The organism is Serratia proteamaculans, from assembly GCF_008830365.1.
GTDB lineage: Bacteria > Pseudomonadota > Gammaproteobacteria > Enterobacterales > Enterobacteriaceae > Serratia > Serratia proteamaculans.
In genome coordinates, this window is sequence record NZ_WBKI01000013.1 from 12,192 (window position 1) to 32,923 (window position 20,732).

The window sequence follows — 20,732 nt, forward strand, 5'->3', positions numbered from 1 at the left end:
CATGCTGCAAATCGCCGATACCACTTTTACCTCACGCCTGTTTACCGGCACCGGCAAATTTGCCACGCCGACGCTGATGCTGGATGCCCTGCAGGCCTCGGGCTCGCAGTTAGTCACCATGGCGATGAAACGTGTTGATCTGCATGGCGGTAATGACGCCATTCTGGCGCCGCTGCAACAACTGGGCGTACGCCTGCTGCCGAATACCTCCGGTGCGAAGACCGCCGCAGAAGCGGTGTTTGCCGCCCGACTGGCACGTGAGGCGCTTGGCACCCACTGGGTGAAGCTGGAAATCCATCCCGATGTGAAATACCTGCTGCCGGACCCGATTGAAACCCTAAAGGCGGCGGAAACACTGGTAAAAGAAGGGTTTGTGGTGCTGCCTTACTGCGGTGCCGATCCGGTGTTGTGTAAACGGTTGGAGGAAGCGGGCTGCGCCGCGGTTATGCCGCTGGGTGCCCCTATTGGTTCCAACCGTGGGCTGCGCACCCGCGATTTCCTCGAGATTATTATCGAGCAGGCCAGGGTGCCGGTAGTGATCGACGCCGGTATTGGTGCGCCAAGTCATGCCTTAGAGGCTATGGAACTGGGTGCCGATGCGGTGCTGGTGAATACCGCTATCGCCGTGGCGCGCGATCCGGTGCAGATGGCGCGGGCGTTTCGTCTGGCGCTGGAAGCCGGTGAGCTGGCACGCCAGGCCGGATTGGGCAGTAGCCAGCGCAATGCCATAGCCTCCAGCCCGCTGACCGCTTTTCTCAGCCAGAGCGAGGAGATGTTGTGATGACCGATGATTTCAGTAGCCGCTGGCGACAGTTGGATTGGGACGATATCTCGCTGCGTATTAACAGCAAAACGGCACGAGATGTCGAGCACGCGCTGAATGCGGAAAAACTGACGCGTGAAGATTTTATGGCGCTGATCTCCCCCGCCGCCGCGTCCTACCTTGAGCCATTGGCCCAGCGTGCGCAGCAGTTGACGCGCCAACGCTTTGGCAACGTGGTCAGCTTCTACGTGCCGCTGTACCTGTCCAACCTGTGCGCCAACGACTGTACCTACTGCGGTTTTTCGATGAGCAATCGCATCAAGCGTAAAACCCTGGATGCCGCCGAGATCGACCGCGAGTGTCTGGCAATTAAGGCACTGGGTTTTGAGCACTTGCTGTTGGTCACCGGCGAACACCAGACCAAGGTCGGCATGGACTATTTCCGACAGCATATTCCAGCAATCCGCCGCCATTTCAGCTCGCTGATGATGGAGGTGCAACCCCTGGAGCAGGAAGAGTACGCCGAACTGAAAGCGCTGGGATTGGATGGCGTGTTGGTGTATCAGGAAACCTATCACCCGGCGACTTACCAGCAGCATCATCTGCGCGGTCAGAAACAGGATTTTCATTGGCGATTGGCCACACCGGATCGCCTGGGTCGCGCCGGGATCGACAAGATCGGTCTTGGTGCACTGATCGGGCTCTCCAACAGCTGGCGTACCGACTGCTATATGTTGGCTGAACACCTGTTCTACCTGCAGCAGACCTACTGGCAAAGCCGCTATTCCATCTCGTTCCCGCGCCTGCGTCCCTGTGCCGGCGGCATCGAACCGGCGTCGATCATGAGCGAGCCGCAATTGGTGCAGTTAATCTGTGCTTTCCGGCTGTTCGCCCCCGATGTAGAGCTGTCTTTGTCGACGCGTGAATCACCGTTCTTCCGCGATCATATGATCCCGGTGGCGATCAACAGCGTCAGTGCCGGATCCAAAACCCAGCCTGGCGGTTATGCCGACGATGTCGCCCCTGAACTGGAACAGTTCGAACCGCACGATGGCCGTACCCCGCAGCAGGTGGCGCAAGCCATCAGCGACGCCGGTTTACAGCCGGTGTGGAAAGACTGGGACGGATACCTGGGGCGCAGCCCGCAGTAATCTGCAAGCCTTGCAGCCCAGTTGAAAAAACCAGGGAAGCCTTGCGCAGAAGCTATCGACGTCGCTGGCGGGGTAAATCAGCCCCGCTATAGTGGCGATGCTGGTTGCCAAACCCGGTGCCAGCCGGAGCCGTCACCTCCTCGACAGCTCCGCCTTACCCTCTCCCGGATCACGTCGGATTACCCTCCCGCGTGACTCCGGGTCCTCCCGCTGTTGATATCCGGCTAATCTGCTTTGTTGCCCCTGGGCTGTTTAACGGTGTCATAAAGGCAAAAAAAAACCGCCCCCGAAGGAGCGGTTTATCTGGTCGGAGTCCGGCAATGCCGAACCCCAAGGCACATTCAACGATTAATCGTTGTTGCCGCCACCCAGGTTGCCTGCATTCAGCAGCTCAGCCAGGTTAGCCGTTGCTTCTTCCGCGCTCACCTGCGGAACAACTGGCGTTTCACCCTGAGCTTTACGACGCATGCGGTCCTGATGATAAGCGTAACCGGTACCGGCTGGGATCAGACGGCCCACGATGACGTTCTCTTTCAGGCCACGCAGTTCATCACGCTTACCGGCAACAGCCGCTTCGGTCAGAACACGCGTCGTTTCCTGGAACGATGCTGCGGAGATGAAGGACTCGGTCGCCAAGGAAGCCTTGGTGATACCCAGCAGATCGCGTGAGAAGGTTGCCTCGATTTTGCCTTCAGCAGCAAGCTGACGGTTGGCAATCTTAACGCGTGACACTTCAGCCTGCTCGCCTTCCAGGAACTCGGTGCTACCAGCGCTAACGATGGTCCCTTTACGCAGCATCTGACGAACGATAACTTCAATGTGTTTATCGTTAATCTTAACGCCTTGCAGACGGTAAACTTCCTGCACTTCGTTGGTGATGTAGCGAGTAACCGCATGCACACCACGCAGACGCAGAATGTCGTGCGGAGATTCTGGGCCGTCAGAAACAACGTCACCACGCTCCACAACTTCGCCTTCGAACACGTTGAGCTGACGCCATTTCGGAATCATCTCTTCGTAAGCGTCGCTGCCGTCCAGTGGAGAGATTACCAGGCGACGTTTGCCTTTGGTCTCTTTACCGAACGAGATAATCCCGCTGATTTCAGCCAGGATTGCCGGCTCTTTCGGACGACGTGCTTCGAACAGATCCGCAACGCGTGGCAGACCACCGGTAATATCCTTGGTACCGCCGGATTCCTGAGGAATACGCGCCAGGGTATCACCCGCACCGATCTGAATGCCGTCTTCCAGCTGTACAATCGCTTTACCTGGCAGGAAGTATTGAGCAGGCATATCAGTACCTGGGATCAATACGTCGTCGCCTTTGGCATCAACGATTTTCAGTGCCGGACGCAGGTCTTTACCGCTACCGGTACGCTCTGCGCTGTCCAGTACTACCAGAGAAGACAAACCGGTCAGTTCGTCGGTCTGGCGGGTAATGGTCTGGCCGTCAACCATATCAGCGAAGCGGATGAAACCACTCACTTCGGTGATAACTGGCATGGTGTGCGGATCCCAGTTAGCAACGGTTTCGCCGCCGTTAACTTCGATGCCGTCGCCTTTGCCCATGACGGAACCGTAAGGCACTTTATAGCGCTCTTTAGTACGGCCGAATTCGTCGATCAGCTTCAGTTCGGTATTACGAGAGGTAATCACCAGCTTGCCTGCGGCGTTCATTACGAACTTCACATTGCTCAGCTTCAGAGTACCCTTGTTTTTCACCTGGATGCTGGATTCAGCAGCCGCACGAGATGCCGCACCACCGATGTGGAACGTACGCATCGTCAGCTGTGTACCCGGCTCACCGATTGACTGTGCCGCGATAACGCCGATAGCTTCGCCTTTGTTGATGATGTGACCACGTGCCAGGTCGCGACCATAGCAGTTTGCACACACACCAAAATCGGTTTCACAGCTAACCACGGAACGGACTTTAACGCTGTCGACAGAATTCTCTTCCAACAGGTCACAAGTCTTCTCGTGCAGCAGGGTGTTACGTGGCACCAGGATATCAGCCGTACCCGGCTTGATGATATCTTCTGCTGTCACACGACCCAGAACACGTTCGCGCAGTGGCTCTTTAACGTCACCACCTTCGATAACCGGAGTCATCAGGATGCCGTTGTGAGTACCACAGTCGTCTTCGGTAACCACCAGATCCTGTGCCACGTCAACCAGACGACGGGTCAGATAACCGGAGTTAGCCGTTTTCAGTGCGGTATCCGCCAGACCTTTACGAGCACCGTGCGTGGAGATGAAGTACTGGAGTACGTTCAGACCTTCACGGAAGTTCGCTGTGATTGGCGTTTCAATGATGGAACCATCCGGCTTAGCCATCAGGCCACGCATACCGGCCAGCTGACGAATCTGTGCTGCAGAACCACGCGCACCGGAGTCGGCCATCATAAAGATACTGTTGAAGGAAACCTGCTGTTCAACAACACCGTCACGGTTGACGACGTCTTCAACAGACAAGTTTTCCATCATCGCCTTGGCAACACGTTCGTTCGCTGCGGCCCAGATATCGATCACTTTGTTGTAGCGTTCGCCGGCGGTCACCAAACCAGACTGGAACTGCTCCTGGATTTCGGCAACTTCGGTTTCTGCTTCTTCGATGATCTCTGCTTTCTTGGCAGGGATTACCATGTCATCGATACCTACTGACGCGCCTGAACGGGCAGCGTAAGCAAAACCGGTGTACATGATCTGGTCAGCAAAGATAACGGTCGGCTTCAGGCCCAGGATGCGATAACAGGTGTTCAGCATCTTGGAGATAGCTTTCTTGCCCAAAGGCTGGTTAACGATCGAGTACGGCAGACCGCGCGGTACGATCATCCACAGGATGGCACGACCTACGGTAGTGTCGATGATCGAAGTCTGGTGTACAGACTCGCCCTCGGTGTTTTTGATCTCTTCGGTGATACGCACTTTGACACGCGCATGCAGAGAGGCCAGACCGGCGCGGTAAATACGTTCCGCTTCTTTCGGGCCACTCAACACCATGCCTTCGCCTTTGGCGTTAACACAGTCACGGGTCATGTAGTACAGACCCAATACAACGTCCTGAGAAGGAACGATGATTGGCTCGCCGTTCGCTGGTGACAGGATGTTGTTGGTAGACATCATCAGCGCACGCGCTTCCAACTGGGCTTCTAAAGTCAGCGGAACGTGTACTGCCATCTGGTCACCATCGAAGTCGGCGTTGTATGCCGCACAAACCAGCGGGTGCAGCTGGATAGCTTTACCTTCGATCAGAACCGGTTCAAACGCCTGGATACCCAAACGGTGCAGGGTTGGTGCACGGTTCAGCAGTACCGGGTGTTCGCGGATAACTTCGTCCAGGATGTCCCAAACGACAGCTTCTTCGCGCTCAACCATTTTCTTGGCGGCTTTGATGGTGGTGGCAAGGCCACGCAGCTCCAGCTTGCCGTAGATGAACGGTTTGAACAGCTCCAGTGCCATTTTCTTAGGCAGACCGCACTGATGCAGACGCAGGTATGGACCTACGGTGATTACAGAACGACCAGAGTAGTCAACACGTTTACCCAACAAGTTCTGACGGAAACGACCCTGCTTACCTTTGATCATATCAGCCAAAGATTTCAGAGGACGCTTGTTGGAACCGGTGATCGCACGGCCGCGACGGCCGTTATCCAGCAAGGCATCTACCGCTTCTTGCAGCATACGCTTTTCGTTGCGCACGATGATGTCAGGCGCAGCCAGATCCAGCAGGCGTTTCAGACGGTTGTTACGGTTGATTACGCGGCGATACAGATCGTTCAGATCTGAAGTCGCGAAACGACCGCCATCCAACGGAACCAGCGGACGCAGATCCGGCGGCAGTACCGGCAGCACGGTCAGGATCATCCACTCTGGCTTGTTGCCAGACTGTACGAACGCTTCCAGCAGCTTGATACGCTTGGTCAGCTTCTTACGCTTGGTTTCGGAGTTGGTTTCGTTCAGCTCTTCGCGCAGAGTTTCACACTCTTGCTCCAGATCCATGTTTTTCAACAGGGCCTGAATAGCTTCCGCACCCATCTTGGCGTCGAATTCGTCACCGAACTCTTCCAGCGCATCCAGATACTGCTCTTCAGTCAGGATCTGACGACGCTCGAGGTTAGTCATACCGCCTTCGATAACCACATAGGATTCGAAGTACAGTACACGTTCGATGTCACGCAGCGGCATATCCAGCAGCAAACCGATGCGGGATGGCAGCGATTTCAGGAACCAGATGTGCGCAGTCGGTGATGCCAGCTCGATGTGGCCCATACGCTCACGGCGTACTTTGGTCTGGGTCACTTCAACGCCGCACTTCTCACAGATTACGCCGCGGTGTTTTAAGCGCTTGTACTTACCGCACAGGCACTCATAGTCTTTTACCGGCCCAAAGATACGGGCGCAGAAAAGGCCGTCACGTTCTGGTTTGAACGTACGGTAGTTAATGGTTTCCGGCTTCTTAACTTCGCCGAACGACCACGAACGGATCATGTCTGGCGATGCCAGAGCAATCTTGATCGCATCAAACTCTTCGGTCTTAGTTTGCGCTTTCAGAAACTTTAATAAGTCTTTCACGGATTGGCTCCTGTCGGAGTTAAACCTGTTGGGTGCACGCTGACAAATCGCGCACCCGTGTGACCTGAACAACCACCCTCAGGCTCCCTAAGGTCGGGAGCCTGAGCTGGAAAAACGATTAATCGCCTTCCAGTTCGATGTTAATACCGAGCGAGCGGATTTCTTTCAACAGTACGTTGAAGGACTCCGGCATGCCTGGTTCCATGCGGTGATCGCCATCCACGATGTTTTTGTACATCTTGGTACGGCCGTTAACGTCATCCGACTTAACGGTGAGCATTTCCTGCAGGGTATAAGCTGCGCCGTATGCTTCCAGTGCCCACACTTCCATCTCACCGAAGCGTTGACCACCGAACTGCGCCTTACCACCCAGCGGCTGCTGAGTAACCAAGCTGTAAGAACCGGTTGAACGGGCGTGCATTTTATCGTCAACCAAGTGGTTCAGTTTCAGCATGTACATATAGCCTACGGTAACCTGGCGCTCAAATTGCTCACCGGTACGGCCATCGAACAGCGTAATCTGACCCGAGGTTGGGATCCCGCCCATTTCCAGCAGTTGCTTGATTTCACTCTCTTTCGCACCATCAAACACCGGCGTTGCGATTGGCATACCTTTTTTCAGGTTCTCTGCCAGACGCAGTACTTCGTCGTCGGTGAAGGTGTTCAGGTCAACTTTCTGGCAGACATCGTCGCCCAGATCGTAGGCCTTCTGAATGAACTCACGCAGCTTGGCCACTTCCTGATGCTGCTTCAGCATTTGGTTGATCTTCTCACCAATGCCTTTCGCAGCCATACCCAAGTGGGTTTCCAGGATCTGACCGATGTTCATACGTGATGGTACGCCCAACGGGTTCAGTACGATGTCAACCGGCGTGCCGTTTTCATCGTAAGGCATATCTTCGATCGGGTTGATCTTGGAGATAACACCCTTGTTACCGTGACGGCCTGCCATCTTGTCACCCGGTTGGATCTGACGCTTAACAGCCAGATAAACCTTAACGATTTTCAGCACGCCTGGTGCCAGATCATCGCCCTGGGTGATCTTACGACGCTTGGCGTCCAGCTTCTTCTCGAAGTCGGATTTCAACTCGTCGTACTGCTCTGCCAACTGTTCCAGCTGGTTTTGCTTCTCTTCGTCGGTCAGGCCCAGTTCCAGCCAGCGATCGCGTGGCAGCTTGCTCAGCTTTTCAGCTTCAACACCGCCAGCAACCAGCACCGCATGGATACGTGCAAACAGACCGGCTTCCAGGATTTGCAGTTCTTCAGTCAGGTCTTTTTTCGCCTGCTTCAGCTGCATCTCTTCGATTTCCAACGCACGCTTGTCTTTTTCCACGCCATCGCGGGTGAAGACCTGCACGTCAATAATCGTACCGGAAACGCCGTTTGGTACACGCAGAGAGGAATCTTTAACATCAGATGCCTTCTCACCGAAGATCGCACGCAGCAGCTTCTCTTCTGGCGTCAGCTGGGTTTCACCTTTTGGTGTTACCTTGCCAACCAGAATGTCGCCACCGGTCACTTCAGCACCGATATACACGATACCGGACTCATCCAGTTTGGAGAGCGCTGCTTCACCCACGTTAGGGATGTCGGCAGTGATCTCTTCAGGCCCCAACTTGGTGTCGCGAGACACACATGCCAGTTCCTGGATGTGGATGGTAGTGAAGCGATCTTCCTGAACTACACGCTCGGACACCAAGATGGAGTCTTCGAAGTTGTAGCCGTTCCACGGCATGAACGCCACGCGCATGTTCTGGCCCAACGCCAGTTCACCCAGGTCAGTGGACGGGCCATCTGCCAGCACGTCGCCGCGCTCGATTGGCTCACCCAGATTCACACACGGCATCTGGTTGATACAGGTGTTCTGGTTAGAACGGGTGTACTTGGTCAGGTTATAAATATCGATACCTGCTTCGCCCGCGAGCATCTCGTCTTCGTTAACTTTAATAACGATACGGGAAGCATCCACGTACTGGATCACACCGCCACGTCGAGCTACGGCAGTAACACCGGAGTCAACAGCTACAGCACGTTCCATACCGGTACCTACCAGCGGCTTATCAGCGCGCAAGGTTGGAACCGCCTGACGTTGCATGTTCGCACCCATCAATGCACGGTTGGCGTCATCGTGTTCCAGGAATGGAATCAGTGAAGCGCCAACGGAAACAATCTGCTGGGTTGATACGTCCATATAGTCAACCTGGTCGCGGCTGAACAGGCTTGACTCGCCTTTGCTACGACAGGTGACCAGGTCTTCTTCGAAGCGGCCGTCTTCACTCAGGTTGGAGTTCGCCTGAGCGATAACGAAGTTGCCTTCTTCAATAGCAGACAGATAGTTGATTTCATCGGTAACCAAACCGTCACGCACGCGGCGGTACGGGGTTTCCAGGAAGCCATACTCGTTTGTCTGTGCGTACACGGACAAGGAGTTGATCAGACCGATGTTTGGACCTTCCGGCGTTTCGATTGGGCACACGCGACCGTAGTGAGTCGGGTGTACGTCTCGAACTTCAAAGCCGGCACGTTCACGGGTCAGACCGCCAGGGCCCAATGCAGAGATACGACGTTTGTGCGTAATCTCGGACAACGGGTTGTTCTGGTCCATAAACTGAGACAGCTGGCTGGAACCGAAGAACTCTTTCACCGCCGCCGAAATCGGCTTGGCGTTGATCATGTCCTGTGGCATCAGGGTATCCAGATCGCCCAGGGACAGACGTTCTTTAACCGCGCGCTCAACACGCACCAGACCTACACGGAACTGGTTCTCAGCCATTTCGCCGACGGAACGGATACGACGGTTGCCCAAGTGGTCGATATCGTCCACTTCGCCTTTACCGTTACGGATACCGATGAGCTTCTTCATCACTTCAATGATGTCGTCTTTGCTCAGGATACCCGAACCTTCGATCTCGTCACGCAGCAGAGAACGGTTGAACTTCATACGGCCAACCGCAGACAGGTCGTAGCGGTCTTCAGAGAAGAACAGGTTCTCAAACAGGTTTTCAGCAGCTTCGCGAGTTGGCGGCTCACCAGGGCGCATCATGCGGTAGATTTCTACCAGCGCGCTCAAACGATCGCTAGTTGGATCGACACGTACAGTCTCAGAGATGTACGCACCGTGGTCCAGATCGTTGGTGAACAGCGTTTCGATACGCTTGTGGCCTGACTGGCTCAGTTTGGCCAGCAGATCCAGCGACAGCTCCATGTTGGCTGCGCAGATCAGCTCACCGGTATTGGTATCGATATAGTCCTTCGCGACAACTTTGCCCGCGATGTACTCAACCGGTACTTCAATACTCTGAATTTCGTCTTTTTCGAGCTGACGGATATGACGAGCGGTGATACGACGGCCTTTCTCAATGTAGATCTTGCCGTTGGCTTCGATATCAAACGAAGCAGTCTCACCACGCAGACGTTCTGGAACCAGCTCCATCTGCAGCTTGTTATCACGGATCTCGTAAACTACTTTCGCAAAGAACAGGTCAAGGATCTGCTCAGTGGTGAAGCTCAATGCACGCAGAATGATGGTCGCAGGCAATTTACGGCGACGGTCAATACGTACAAACAGGTTGTCTTTCGGGTCAAACTCGAAATCCAACCATGAACCGCGATAAGGGATGATACGTGCGTTATACAGCACTTTACCCGAAGAGTGGGTTTTACCCTTATCGCTGTCAAAGAATACGCCAGGACTACGGTGAAGCTGAGATACGATAACCCTCTCAGTACCGTTGATCACAAAGGTGCCGTTTTCGGTCATGAGCGGAATTTCGCCCATATAGACTTCTTGTTCCTTGATGTCTTTGACCGTACCTTCCGGAGCTTCACGCTCATAGATTACCAGGCGCAGTTTTACGCGCAGCGGTGCAGAGAACGTCACACCACGGATCTGGCACTCTTTGACGTCGAAGACCGGCTCACCAAGACGGTAGCTAACGTATTGCAGCTCCGAATTGCCACTGTAGCTCTGGATTGGGAAAACAGAACGGAAGGCGGCTTCTAGGCCGTGCTGCCCTTCTGGATCTTGCTCGATAAACTTCTGGAACGAATCAAGCTGGATAGAAAGGAGATATGGTATGTCCAAAACTTGTGGACGCTTACCAAAATCCTTACGAATACGTTTTTTCTCGGTATAGGAGTAAACCATAGGGTTCCTCAGCTCGCTGGAAAGTCGAACCTATTTGTCCGTCCGAATATAAGGACGGTTCACGCAACACCATTTTGTCGACCGGAAAGCGGGAACACTCTCCGCAATACTCGTTTCTATCACGCTTAAATCATTTCGTTGCGTTGTGCGGCAGATTTTGCTGCGGCAGGGAAGGCAATATATTAAGTCGTCGATAGAAAGAAATATTGGGGTTAGCCAGTAGCCAAACAGTGTGAAACTCTACTGACGCCCTACAGCGCAAAAAGGCTGGTGACCAAAAAGTCACCAGCCATCAGCCTGTTAGTTAAAACAGACTGCACTCAGAAAGCAGTGGCTTATTTAACTTCAACTTCAGCGCCAGCTTCTTCCAGAGCTTTTTTCAGTGCTTCAGCGTCGTCTTTGCTGATGCCTTCTTTCAGTGCTGCTGGTGCAGACTCAACCAGGTCTTTAGCTTCTTTCAGACCCAGGCCAGTTGCGCCACGTACTGCTTTGATTACTGCAACTTTGTTCGCGCCGATACCTTTCAGTACAACGTCGAATTCAGTTTTTTCTTCAACAGCTTCAGCAGCAGCAGCAGGACCTGCAGCTACAGCAGCAGCAGAAACACCGAACTTCTCTTCCATAGCGGCGATCAGTTCAACGATTTCCATTACAGACAGAGCTGCAACGCCTTCGATAATTTGGTCTTTAGTGATAGACATAACAAAAGTTCCTAAGATTCAGAAATAGTTTAAATACGTAAGCAACGGATAAGAAAAAGGGCTTATGCCGCTTCTTTCTGATCGCGCAGTGCAGCCAGAGTGCGAACCAATTTGCCAGCAGCGGCTTCTTTCATGGTTGCCATCAGGCGTGCGATTGCTTCATCGTAAGTAGGCAGAGTTGCCAAGCGGTCAATTTGTGCCGCAGGGATCAGCTCACCTTCAAAGGCCGCAGCTTTAATCTCGAACTTTGCATTCGCTTTCGCGAAATCTTTGAACAGACGAGCAGCAGCGCCCGGGTGTTCATGAGAAAATGCAATCAAGGTAGGACCGACAAACGTGTCTTTCAGGCATTCGAATGGAGTGCCTTCAACTACGCGACGCATCAGGGTGTTACGAACAACACGCATGTAAACGCCAGCTTCACGACCTGCTTTACGCAGTTCAGTCATTTTATCAACGGTAACGCCACGGGAATCCGCAACAACCGCAGACAGCGCGCCTTTGGCTACTTCGTTGACTTCAGCAACAATCGCTTGTTTGTCTTGAAGATTTAATGCCATTAGCTTTTTGCTCCTGGATTTAGCCGGGGGAAATCCCCGGCACTCACATCACTCAACACCTTGTGATAAATCACGCAGTGAGAGCGTTCAAACACGGTGAGCAGAATCCAGCAAAGACTATTCTTTTATAAAAAGAAAAAATTTCTTTAGGCTCTGTCACCGTCTACGCAGGAAGGATTAAGTACCTTTCGATACACCTGCGGTCTTGGACGGAGGCCTGGATAGGCCAGGCTCCAACCGAAAAATTTTTGTCTCGCTGATGGCTATTGCCAATAGCGAAACCTTGGGGGATAAGATTCTAGACAAATCTTAACCCCAAGTCAAAGCGATAATCGCAGGGCGATTAGTTCGCTACAGCAGTCAGGCCGCTTTGATCGATAGCCAAACCAGCACCCATGGTGGTGGAGAGGCTAACTTTCTTGATGTACACGCCTTTAGCCTGGGATGGTTTTGCTTTTTTCAGCGCAACCAGCAGAGACTCGAGGTTTTCTTTCAGCTTGTCTGACTCGAAATCAACCTTACCGATAGTGGTATGGATGATGCCGTTTTTGTCGTTACGATAACGAACCTGACCTGCTTTAGCGTTTTTCACTGCTTCAGCAACGTTCGGAGTAACGGTACCCACTTTCGGGTTTGGCATCAGGCCACGTGGACCCAGGATCTGGCCCAGTTGACCAACAACGCGCATTGCATCCGGGGAAGCAATAACAACGTCGAAGTTCATTTCGCCTTTTTTGATCTGGTCTGCCAGATCTTCCATACCTACCAGCTCTGCGCCAGCAGCTTTAGCAGCTTCAGCGTTAGGGCCCTGGGCAAATACGGCAACGCGAACGCTGCGACCGGTGCCGTTAGGCAGAACGGTAGCGCCACGAACGTTTTGGTCAGATTTACGAGCGTCGATGCCGAGGTTAACAGCAACGTCAACGCTTTCTACGAATTTAGCGGTGGCCAGCTCTTTCAGCAGAGCAACAGCTTCGGTGATGTCATACTGTTTAGTAGCATCAACTTTGTCACGGATCACGCGCATGCGCTTGGTCAGCTTAGCCATTTCTTAATCCTCCACTACCAGGCCCATGGAACGAGCGGTACCTTCGATGGAGCGAGTCATCGCTTCAACGTTAGAACCAGTCATGTCCGCAGCTTTGGTTTCTGCGATTTCACGTACCTGAGCACTAGTCACTTTACCTACTTTGTCTTTGTTCGGCTTGCCTGAACCAGACTTGATACCAGCCGCTTTTTTCAGCAGAACTGCTGCTGGCGGGGTTTTGGTAACGAAAGTGAAGGAGCGGTCAGAATAAACAGTAATAACAACCGGAATCGGCAGACCTTTCTCAACGCTGTCAGTCTTAGCATTGAACGCCTTACAGAATTCCATGATGTTAACGCCTTGCTGACCCAGAGCTGGACCAACTGGCGGACTTGGGTTCGCCATACCGGCCGCAACTTGCAGCTTAACGTAGGCTTGTACTTTCTTGGCCATTTACAATTCCTCGGTTTGGGTAATAACGCCTCGCAAGAGGCTCCCCGTGTTTCACCTCGCTCAACGAGCAAGGCCTATAAAAACAAAAGGCGCGAAATTATAGTTCAATTTCGCGCCTCTGACAAGCGGCAAAAAGCCACTTATTGCTGATTAATTGATCAGCCTTTTTCGACCTGAGCAAAGTCCAGTTCCACTGGCGTTGCACGGCCAAAGATGGAAACGGAAACTTTCAGGCGGCTCTTCTCATAATCCACTTCTTCAACAACGCCGTTGAAGTCAGCGAACGGACCATCGCTAACGCGGACCAGTTCACCCGGTTCGAACAGCGTTTTCGGACGCGGCTTATCACCAACCTGCTGCAGGCGGTTCATAATCGCATCAACTTCTTTGTCGCTGATCGGAGCCGGACGGTCAGAAGTCCCGCCGATGAAACCCATTACGCGTGGAACGCTGCGTACCAAGTGCCAGCTGGCGTCATTCATTACCATCTGAACCAGTACATAGCCCGGGAAGAATTTACGTTCGCTTTTGCGACGCTGTCCGCCACGGATTTCAACAACTTCTTCCGTAGGAACCATGACTTCGCCGAACAGTTCTTCCATATCATGCAGTTTGATGTATTCACGCAGCGATTGCGCTACGCGACCTTCAAAACCGGAAAACGCCTGAACGACGTACCAACGTTTTTTTGGAGCTTCAGACATTTTAGAACCTCAGGCCAGTAATAAACGATACCAGACGGACCAGAATACCATCCAGCCCCCACAGAATCAGTGACATCACGGCAGTTACCGCGGCAACGATCAACGTGGTATGTAGCGTTTCCTGACGAGTTGGCCAGATCACTTTGCGCACTTCAGTACGCGCTTCACGTGCAAACGCAACGGTGGCTTTGCCTTTGGTCGTCATCAGCGCCACTGCGCCTGCAACGGCGATAACCACTACAACGGCCAGCGCGCGTAATGGCAGGCTGAAATCACGGTAGAAATAGTTACCGACAATCGCTACAACCAACAGAACAGCGACGATCAGCCACTTAGCCGTTTCCAGGCCGCGCCCGCTCCCTTGAGCCTCGGTATTCGCACTCATAAACCAACCTGTCACAATGAATTCAGAACAGACAACTTTGCCTCGCACTGCAAGGCAAACCAAACCGATCAAATGCCGCTCGGCAGCATTTCGGTGTTTTACGCTATGACGCATCTCAGTCAATACGCTTTAAGAGCCCATCTCACCAATGATTATGACTGCAAAATCGCTGATGAGATAGGTTCTAGTTCACAGCGTAGAAAAAGGGCATCAAATGATGCCCTTTTACCGCGTGTCGCGTCAAATGTTATCAGCGATTAAGCGATAACTTTGGCAACAACACCAGCGCCAACAGTACGGCCGCCTTCACGGATTGCGAAACGCAGGCCGTCGTCCATCGCGATTGGGTGGATCAGGGTGACTTTCATGTTCACGTTGTCGCCAGGCATTACCATCTCAACGCCTTCTGGCAGTTCGATGGTACCGGTCACGTCAGTTGTACGGAAGTAGAACTGTGGACGGTAGCCTTTGAAGAATGGAGTATGACGACCACCTTCTTCTTTGCTCAAGATGTACACTTCTGAATCGAACTGAGTGTGCGGCTTGATAGAACCTGGTTTAGCCAGTACCTGACCACGTTCGATGTCTTCACGCTTGATACCACGCAGCAGAACACCAACGTTCTCACCAGCACGGCCTTCGTCCAGCAGTTTGCGGAACATTTCAACGCCGGTACAGGTAGACTTAACGGTGTCTTTGATACCAACGATTTCAACTTCTTCGCCAACTTTAACGATACCGCGCTCAACACGACCGGTAACAACGGTACCACGACCGGAGATGGAGAAGACGTCTTCGATTGGCAGCAGGAACGGCTTGTCGATAGCACGTTCTGGTTCTGGGATGTAAGAGTCCAGGTAGCCAGCCAGTTCGATGATTTTAGCTTCCCACTCAGCTTCGCCTTCCAGTGCTTTCAGCGCTGAACCACGAACAACCGGCAGGTCATCACCAGGGAAGTCGTAAGCAGACAGAAGTTCACGAACTTCCATTTCTACCAGTTCCAGCAGTTCTTCATCATCAACCATGTCGCATTTGTTCATGAATACGATGATGAAAGGAACGCCAACCTGACGACCCAGCAGGATGTGCTCACGGGTCTGTGGCATAGGGCCATCAGTCGCAGCAACAACCAGGATAGCGCCGTCCATCTGAGCAGCACCGGTGATCATGTTTTTAACGTAGTCGGCGTGCCCTGGGCAGTCAACGTGCGCGTAGTGACGAGTCGGGGTGTCATACTCAACGTGAGAAGTGTTGATGGTGATACCACGAGCTTTTTCTTCTGGCGCGTTATCGATCTGGTCGAAAGCACGTGCAGAACCGCCGTAGGTTTTAGCCAGAACGGTGGTGATCGCTGCAGTCAGGGTAGTTTTACCGTGGTCAACGTGGCCGATAGTACCGACGTTAACGTGCGGTTTTGTACGTTCAAACTTTTCTTTAGACATCGATTGTCCCTCTAAGACACGGATAAATCGGTGGTATCACCACATCAACCAAGCAGTTGCTTGTTGAATCCAGAACAGAAAGAAAATCAGGGGGCGAGAGAATAAGAAGTGGTGCTGATAGGCAGATTCGAACTGCCGACCTCACCCTTACCAAGGGTGCGCTCTACCAACTGAGCTATATCAGCACATCTTGGAGCGGGCAGTGGGAATCGAACCCACATCATCAGCTTGGAAGGCTGAGGTAATAGCCATTATACGATGCCCGCATCCTGGAACTCGGCTACCTGACTTTTCTGTAGAATTTTTAGGTGGGAGAAGGATTGTTCGTCGCTTAACTCTCACCCTTCGGGCTGGCTACGCAATGCGCTGCACAACTCGAACCTTGCTGAAGGCTCTCGCCTTCCCCTTCCGCAGATTAACCGTTGCGAGTTTATCGCTGGCCGGTTAGTTGCCGAAGGCAAGATATGGTGGTGGGGGAAGGATTCGAACCTTCGAAGTCTGTGACGGCAGATTTACAGTCTGCTCCCTTTGGCCGCTCGGGAACCCCACCAGATTTTAACTACTGTGACTTGATTGGTGCCGGCTACCGGAATCGAACTGGTGACCTACTGATTACAAGTCAGTTGCTCTACCAACTGAGCTAAGCCGGCATCAAGTGCAGCGCATTCTAGGTAGACCGGACGGCCTATGCAACAAAAAAATTGCGTTAGCTGCACTTTCGCTCACAAATTACCCAATTTTGCTTAGTGTCTGGCAATTCATACCGTCAGACGCACAAAGATTCATCAATCACAGCCATCATCCCCTAGACTTAAATTGTTCTTTTGCGGGTGTCGACCGAGCCTTTCCTTCCCGAGTGGCAATTTCGCCCCATTTAAGCTGCCGTGAGCAGAACCGATGCCCTCCCAAGGGGAAACTCGCCCTACAGAGGGGCCTGCTTGATCTGGGCCCCAAGCCGGCTCAGCGGCTGAAGCCTTGTATCGTTCTCTCTGCTACCGCTTACCGCTGCCTGGGCGAATTACCCGATTACGCAGCCGCACCAGATGGTTATTTACCACCCTACGGTGATTTATTACAAACGCCTGTTTGTCGTTAACCTACCCTCCCGAGCCATTGCCAGTTAGTATCACTGCCGGTGAAAACCGCTTTACAACCCTCTCACTCTCTACTGCGCGTCGCTTCGCACAATTGACATAAACTCATACTAATCGCCAACTTTTTCGAAAAAAGTCTACGCCAAAAACGAAGCTGTCTATAATATGCAGCTTGTTTCTTATCTGGAGTTGGCGTCCGGCGCCTTTCCCAACCTGCGTTAACAGGCAGAATTTGGCTTATGATAAAAAGAGATCAATCTTTAGCGACGCCCTATCTTCAGTTCGATCGTACCCAGTGGGCTGCGTTGCGAAATTCGGTGCCGCTGACACTGTCAGAAGAAGAAATTGTTAAACTGAAAGGGATTAACGAAGATCTCTCTTTGGAAGAGGTAGCACAGATTTATCTACCGCTATCCCGCTTGTTGAACTTCTATATCAGTTCCAACCTGCGCCGTCAGGCCGTACTTGAGCAATTCCTCGGCACCGACGGGCAAAAAATCCCCTACATTATCGGTATTGCCGGCAGCGTTGCTGTAGGTAAAAGTACCACCGCACGTTTGCTGCAGGCGTTACTTAGCAGTTGGCCGGAACATCGTAGCGTTGAACTGATCACCACCGACGGTTTCCTGCATCCGAATAAGGTGCTGAACGAACGTGGGCTGATGAAGAAAAAAGGCTTTCCACAGTCTTACGATATGCATAGCCTGGTGAAATTCGTTTCTGAAGTGAAGTCCGGTGCCAAGCGTGTGACCGCTCCGGTATATTCCCATCTGATTTATGATGTTGTCCCCGAAGGCAATAAAGTCATCGAACAACCGGATATTCTTATTCTGGAAGGGCTAAACGTATTACAGAGTGGGATGGACTACCCTCACGATCCGCATCGTGTATTCGTGTCTGACTTTGTTGATTTTTCAATATATGTCGATGCACCTGAAGAACTGCTGCAAAGCTGGTATATCAACAGATTCCTTAAGTTTCGTCAGGGTGCGTTCTCTAATCCTGATTCTTATTTCCATAACTATTCCAAGCTACCTGAGCCAGAGGCTATCAATATAGCCACTCAACTATGGAATGAGATTAATGGACTGAATTTACAGGAAAATATTCTTCCCACACGTGAGCGAGCCAGTCTGATAATGACTAAGAGTGCTAATCACGCAGTTGAAAACGTGCGCTTAAGAAAGTAGTTTAATAATAGATAAGGGGCACTCTTGCCCCTTATTAATGATAATTATTCGGCGCTACGCAGAGATATTTCCCCACCGATAAATGGCTTAATTACACCTTCTTGATCGAGTAATAAAGCCCCTTGCTGATCGATGCCGCGTGCAATACCAAAGATCTGTTGTTCGCCGATTAACAGTTTAACCGGCCGATCAATAAAGTTATCCAACGCACGCCAGCGCGCAATGAACGGTGCCAAACCATCAATCTCAAACTGTCGCAGCGATTGACGTAACTCATTGAGTAAAGTGGCGGCCAGTTCATTACGATCGATATTAATCCCCGCTTCCTGCAGGTTTATCCAGCCCTGGTTAATCGCATTCGCATTGGTTTCACGCATCGCCAAATTGATACCTGCGCCAATCACCAATTGCGCTGCATCACCGGTTTTACCCGTTAGTTCAACCAGGATACCCGCTAACTTGCGATCGTTAAGGTATAAGTCGTTTGGCCATTTGACCCTGACCCCTTCCGCACCCAGGCCTTTCAACACCTCAGCCATCACTATACCGATGACCAGACTCAAACCCATTGCTGCTGCAGGCCCCTGATCAAGTCGCCAAAACATCGAGAGATACAGATTGGCACCAAATGGCGAGATCCATTGGCGACCACGACGACCACGACCAGCCTGTTGATACTCAGCGACACAGGCATCGCCCGATTGCAGTTCGCCAATACGATCCAGCAGATATTGGTTGGTGGAATCCACTACCGGTAGCACGGTGACACGCTTATCAGCCAGTTGGCTAAGAATACGCTCGACATCCAGTAATTGGATTGGGCCAGGCAAGCTATAACCTTTCCCTGGTACGGTAAATACATCCAGGCCCCACTCACGGATGGTCTGGATATGTTTATTAATGGCTGCACGGCTCATACCCAGCAACTCACCAAGATGCTCACCAGAATGGAAACCACCATCAGCCAGTATTGCAATCAGCTTAAGAGGGACTTTGGTATCCTTCATGAGAGAACCTCTACGGCATTTAACTCGCCGCCCGTACCGATAAAACGAACTTCCGGTTCGAGCCATACGTCGAACTTTTTCGCGACGGTATTACGTACGTGGCGAGCAAGCGCCACCACATCCTGACTGGAAGCGTTATCTACATTAACCAACACAAGCGCCTGTTGATTATGTACCGCTGCACCGCCAATTTGGTGCCCCTTCAGCTCACACTGGTCGATCAACCAGCCTGCAGCCAACTTAACCTGACCATCCTGCTGCGGGTAATGCGGCATGCCAGGATATTCAGTAATCAATATTCTGGCCTTTTCGCTACTGACCAGTGGGTTCTTGAAAAAGCTGCCAGCATTACCCGTTACTTTAGGGTCGGGCAGTTTGCTGCGGCGCATTGCGCATACTGAGTCAAACACCTGACGGGGTGTCACCGTTTCGGGGTCCAGCTTTGTCAGATCGCCATAATTCAGCATCGGCTCCCATTGCTTACTCAGGCGTAGGCCGACACCAACAATGATATGGCCCTTCTGAAAATGATGCTTGAAAATGCTTTCACGGTAGCCAAAGCCACAGTCTGATGCCGCAATGCGATCAATGGCACCAGTATTCAGATCCAGCAGATCAACGTAGTCACATACGCTCTTGAGCTCGATACCATAGGCGCCGATATTCTGAATAGGGGCTGAACCTACCAGGCCGGGGATCAACGCCAGGTTTTCCAGGCCGGGAATGCCGGTTTCCAGAGTGCGACAAACCAAACCATGCCAATTCTCGCCAGAGCTAACGTGGAGAAACCAGGCATCTTTCTCTTCTCTGATGTCGATTCCTTTTAATTGATTGATCATAACCGTACCGGCAAAGTCTTCAAGAAACAGGATGTTACTCCCTTCCCCAAGTACCAGCAGCGGCTCTTGGCGCTTCTGCGTTTTCTGCCAAACCTTGATCATTAATTCGATTGTTTCTGCAATGACCAGATGCGCTGCGTTGACCGGGAGCGCAAAAGTATTGTGTTTTTTTAATGACGCGCTTTCAGTAGACATAACGATAAATACCTATACGGAAATGAACCTTCGCCTAGTCTACTCGATTCGGCACGCCAGGCTAATATTTGTTTTCATCGATAGGGTTTTTATCTGGTGAACATCCATCCGAGGAATGCTTTAGATTGTTTTATAAGGTATTTTCTATATAAATTCATTAAGTAATAAGTTCTAGATAGAAACCAAAATGATTAATACCGGCATTCCCCCATAACTGAGTAGTATTAGCACAAATTAAAATACTTCTCATAAATTGGATTATATATATTTGAAGTTATTTATCATTTTTAAACATTATTGATATTTATATATTAAAGATAACCAGTTGGCTTTTATTCGGAGGATATTGTGATGTGGAGTCTGCTATCAAGACGCAGCGTAGCGGCGTCTGCTCTTTCTTTCGCACACAGCAAAAAGCCTCATGCTTTCGCATGAGGCTTTCGACTTTGTTTGATGCCTGGCAGTGTCCTACTCTCGCATGGGGAGACCCCACACTACC

The 20,732-nt window shown here is 51.9% G+C and carries 14 protein-coding genes, 4 tRNA genes, 1 other RNA gene and 1 pseudogene; 4 read left to right on the forward strand and 16 right to left on the reverse strand.

Annotated features, from left to right (window positions below):
* The first annotated feature begins 1 nt into the window (after position 1).
* A complete protein-coding gene (locus tag F8R23_RS23930) occupies positions 2 to 781 on the forward strand; it encodes a thiazole synthase (RefSeq protein ID WP_112349307.1) in 780 nt (259 codons plus the stop codon).
* On the forward strand, positions 781 to 1,914 hold the full coding sequence (thiH, locus tag F8R23_RS23935; protein ID WP_112349308.1) for a 2-iminoacetate synthase ThiH: 1,134 nt from the start codon (positions 781 to 783) through the stop codon (positions 1,912 to 1,914). The genes F8R23_RS23930 and thiH overlap by 1 nt, the downstream gene beginning before the upstream one ends.
* Before the next feature lie 348 nt (positions 1,915 to 2,262).
* Here the strand turns inward: thiH and rpoC are convergent, their stop codons facing one another.
* From rpoC to F8R23_RS24010, 14 genes are all read right to left on the reverse strand, one after another.
* A complete protein-coding gene (rpoC, locus tag F8R23_RS23940; protein ID WP_099064212.1) occupies positions 2,263 to 6,489 on the reverse strand; it encodes a DNA-directed RNA polymerase subunit beta' in 4,227 nt (1,408 codons plus the stop codon).
* 118 nt (positions 6,490 to 6,607) lie between these two features.
* Positions 6,608 to 10,636: a DNA-directed RNA polymerase subunit beta gene (rpoB, locus tag F8R23_RS23945; RefSeq protein ID WP_112349312.1), complete on the reverse strand. Its 4,029-nt coding sequence runs from the start codon at positions 10,634 to 10,636 to the stop codon at positions 6,608 to 6,610.
* A gap of 335 nt (positions 10,637 to 10,971) precedes the next feature.
* Complete coding sequence (gene rplL, locus F8R23_RS23950; RefSeq protein WP_012004743.1) at positions 10,972 to 11,337, reverse strand: 50S ribosomal protein L7/L12; 366 nt, start codon at positions 11,335 to 11,337, stop codon at positions 10,972 to 10,974.
* A 62-nt stretch (positions 11,338 to 11,399) separates the two neighbouring features.
* A complete protein-coding gene (gene rplJ, locus F8R23_RS23955; RefSeq protein WP_006323136.1) occupies positions 11,400 to 11,897 on the reverse strand; it encodes a 50S ribosomal protein L10 in 498 nt (165 codons plus the stop codon).
* A 343-nt stretch (positions 11,898 to 12,240) separates the two neighbouring features.
* Positions 12,241 to 12,945, reverse strand: coding sequence for a 50S ribosomal protein L1 (rplA, locus tag F8R23_RS23960; protein WP_112349313.1), 705 nt, complete (start codon positions 12,943 to 12,945; stop codon positions 12,241 to 12,243).
* A gap of 3 nt (positions 12,946 to 12,948) precedes the next feature.
* Entirely contained in the window at positions 12,949 to 13,377 is a 429-nt protein-coding gene (rplK, locus tag F8R23_RS23965) for a 50S ribosomal protein L11 (protein WP_006323135.1), read from the reverse strand.
* A 158-nt stretch (positions 13,378 to 13,535) separates the two neighbouring features.
* The gene (gene nusG / locus F8R23_RS23970; protein WP_012004741.1) at positions 13,536 to 14,081 is read right to left on the reverse strand and encodes a transcription termination/antitermination protein NusG; all 546 of its coding nucleotides are present in this window, start codon (positions 14,079 to 14,081) and stop codon (positions 13,536 to 13,538) included.
* Between the two features lies 1 nt (position 14,082).
* Entirely contained in the window at positions 14,083 to 14,466 is a 384-nt protein-coding gene (secE, locus tag F8R23_RS23975; protein ID WP_012004740.1) for a preprotein translocase subunit SecE, read from the reverse strand.
* A 257-nt stretch (positions 14,467 to 14,723) separates the two neighbouring features.
* A complete protein-coding gene (tuf, locus tag F8R23_RS23985) occupies positions 14,724 to 15,908 on the reverse strand; it encodes an elongation factor Tu (protein ID WP_112349314.1) in 1,185 nt (394 codons plus the stop codon).
* A 109-nt stretch (positions 15,909 to 16,017) separates the two neighbouring features.
* Positions 16,018 to 16,093: transfer RNA gene (locus F8R23_RS23990), tRNA-Thr, on the reverse strand.
* Between the two features lie 6 nt (positions 16,094 to 16,099).
* Positions 16,100 to 16,174: transfer RNA gene (locus F8R23_RS23995), tRNA-Gly, on the reverse strand.
* Between the two features lie 37 nt (positions 16,175 to 16,211).
* Positions 16,212 to 16,327, reverse strand: a non-coding RNA gene (locus F8R23_RS24000) — RtT sRNA.
* 46 nt (positions 16,328 to 16,373) lie between these two features.
* Positions 16,374 to 16,458, reverse strand: a tRNA-Tyr gene (locus F8R23_RS24005).
* Between the two features lie 24 nt (positions 16,459 to 16,482).
* Positions 16,483 to 16,558 (reverse strand) — tRNA-Thr (locus tag F8R23_RS24010).
* Between the two features lie 266 nt (positions 16,559 to 16,824).
* Here F8R23_RS24010 and F8R23_RS24350 point away from each other — a divergent pair.
* Together F8R23_RS24350 and coaA are read left to right on the forward strand one after the other, a co-directional pair.
* Positions 16,825 to 17,032: pseudogene (locus F8R23_RS24350) on the forward strand (GNAT family N-acetyltransferase); the annotation flags it as partial.
* A gap of 209 nt (positions 17,033 to 17,241) precedes the next feature.
* The gene (gene coaA, locus F8R23_RS24020) at positions 17,242 to 18,192 is read left to right on the forward strand and encodes a type I pantothenate kinase (protein ID WP_085117644.1); all 951 of its coding nucleotides are present in this window, start codon (positions 17,242 to 17,244) and stop codon (positions 18,190 to 18,192) included.
* Between the two features lie 44 nt (positions 18,193 to 18,236).
* Here coaA and birA read toward each other — a convergent pair whose 3' ends face one another.
* Together birA and murB are read right to left on the reverse strand one after the other, a co-directional pair.
* On the reverse strand, positions 18,237 to 19,199 hold the full coding sequence (gene birA / locus F8R23_RS24025; protein WP_129937384.1) for a bifunctional biotin--[acetyl-CoA-carboxylase] ligase/biotin operon repressor BirA: 963 nt from the start codon (positions 19,197 to 19,199) through the stop codon (positions 18,237 to 18,239).
* A complete protein-coding gene (gene murB, locus F8R23_RS24030) occupies positions 19,196 to 20,233 on the reverse strand; it encodes a UDP-N-acetylmuramate dehydrogenase (protein WP_129937383.1) in 1,038 nt (345 codons plus the stop codon). Before murB ends, birA begins: the two co-directional genes overlap by 4 nt.
* Positions 20,234 to 20,732: the final 499 nt, after the last annotated feature.

Coding starts and splice junctions, on each gene's coding strand:
- F8R23_RS23930 (WP_112349307.1), top strand. CDS start 2: ATGCTGCAAATCGCCGATACCACTTTTACCTCACGCCTGTTTACCGGC.
- thiH (WP_112349308.1), top strand. CDS start 781: ATGACCGATGATTTCAGTAGCCGCTGGCGACAGTTGGATTGGGACGAT.
- rpoB (WP_112349312.1), bottom strand. CDS start 10,636: ATGGTTTACTCCTATACCGAGAAAAAACGTATTCGTAAGGATTTTGGT.
- rplL (WP_012004743.1), bottom strand. CDS start 11,337: ATGTCTATCACTAAAGACCAAATTATCGAAGGCGTTGCAGCTCTGTCT.
- rplJ (WP_006323136.1), bottom strand. CDS start 11,897: ATGGCATTAAATCTTCAAGACAAACAAGCGATTGTTGCTGAAGTCAAC.
- rplA (WP_112349313.1), bottom strand. CDS start 12,945: ATGGCTAAGCTGACCAAGCGCATGCGCGTGATCCGTGACAAAGTTGAT.
- rplK (WP_006323135.1), bottom strand. CDS start 13,377: ATGGCCAAGAAAGTACAAGCCTACGTTAAGCTGCAAGTTGCGGCCGGT.
- nusG (WP_012004741.1), bottom strand. CDS start 14,081: ATGTCTGAAGCTCCAAAAAAACGTTGGTACGTCGTTCAGGCGTTTTCC.
- secE (WP_012004740.1), bottom strand. CDS start 14,466: ATGAGTGCGAATACCGAGGCTCAAGGGAGCGGGCGCGGCCTGGAAACG.
- tuf (WP_112349314.1), bottom strand. CDS start 15,908: ATGTCTAAAGAAAAGTTTGAACGTACAAAACCGCACGTTAACGTCGGT.
- coaA (WP_085117644.1), top strand. CDS start 17,242: ATGATAAAAAGAGATCAATCTTTAGCGACGCCCTATCTTCAGTTCGAT.
- birA (WP_129937384.1), bottom strand. CDS start 19,199: ATGAAGGATACCAAAGTCCCTCTTAAGCTGATTGCAATACTGGCTGAT.
- murB (WP_129937383.1), bottom strand. CDS start 20,233: ATGTCTACTGAAAGCGCGTCATTAAAAAAACACAATACTTTTGCGCTC.